Annotated in this window: 2 protein-coding genes; both read left to right on the top strand. The window is 57.6% G+C overall.

Features of this window, described 5'->3' with window-relative positions; genetic code table 11:
• Positions 1–920: DUF932 domain-containing protein (locus AACS18_RS02750; protein WP_108613638.1), on the top strand; the 920-nt coding region annotated here is incomplete at its 5' end.
• Positions 921–931: 11 nt separating this feature from the next.
• Positions 932–1,047 (top strand): lecithin retinol acyltransferase family protein (locus tag AACS18_RS02745; RefSeq protein WP_181363387.1); only part of this gene is annotated, 116 nt, incomplete at its 3' end.

Raw genomic sequence — 1,047 nt, 5'->3', positions numbered from 1 at the left:
CCGGCCAAACCCCCTGGCATGGCCTCGGCAATGTCCTCCCCCCACAACAGTCCCCGGATGTCTGGCTACAAGCTGCTGGAATGGACTGGACCATCGAGCAAAGCGATGTGCTGTATCAGGGTTCGCCTGACAATCCCGTCCTTCATACCTATCCCGACAGCAAAGTCCTCTACCGCTCCGATACCCTGGCGCCGCTGTCGGTGGTTTCACAGCGCTACAACGTGGTACAGCCCCATGAGGTGCTGCACTTCTATCAAGATTTGGTGGAAGTAGGAGGTTTCGAGCTGGAGACCGCAGGCTCACTCAAAGGTGGCCGTAAACTCTGGGCCTTGGCCAAGACAGGCCAGGACCTGATGCTAAAAGGTGGTGACCTGGTGAAGTCCTATCTGCTGCTGGCGACCAGCTGTGATGGGACGCTCTGCACCACGGCGCAGTTCACCTCGGTGCGGGTAGTCTGCAACAACACCCTTCAGGTAGCGGTAGGTAACCAGTCCGCCGCCATCAAGGTGCCGCACTCAACCCAGTTTGACGCGTCAGCCGTGAAACAGGCGCTGGGACTGGGGGTATGCCAATGGGACCATTTCGGTCAGCATGCTAAAGCGCTCAGCCAACGGCCTGTAGCACCTCAAGAGGCACTGCGCTTTTTCAGTGACCTGCTGGCACAGCCTTTAGATGAAGAGAGCATTGTACTCACCCGGCCTGTGCAGCGTTTGCATGAGCTCTATCAAGGGGCAGGCATGGGAGCAGAGTTGACCAGTTCACACAACACCGCATGGGGATTGGTCAATGCGGTGACTGAGTATGTCGACCACCATCGCCGTACCCGCAGCCAGGATCATCGGCTGGACTCCGCCTGGTTTGGTCAAGGCGCTCAACTCAAATCCTGTGCCCTGGCACAAGCCATCACCTTGCTGCAGTAGGAGGTCACAACATGTCCACATTGAACTATGGCGACCACCTTATCTCTCCGCGTATCGGGTATGAGCACCACGGGATCTACGTGGGTAACAATATGGTGATCCACTACCAGGGCCCCTTCTCGGGACA

The sequence above is a fragment of the Aeromonas sp. HMWF015 genome (assembly GCF_963878965.1).
Classification (GTDB): Bacteria; Pseudomonadota; Gammaproteobacteria; order Enterobacterales; family Aeromonadaceae; genus Aeromonas; species Aeromonas veronii.
Note: the sequence above shows the minus strand (reverse complement) of the source record. Positions and strands in the feature narration are given on the sequence as shown.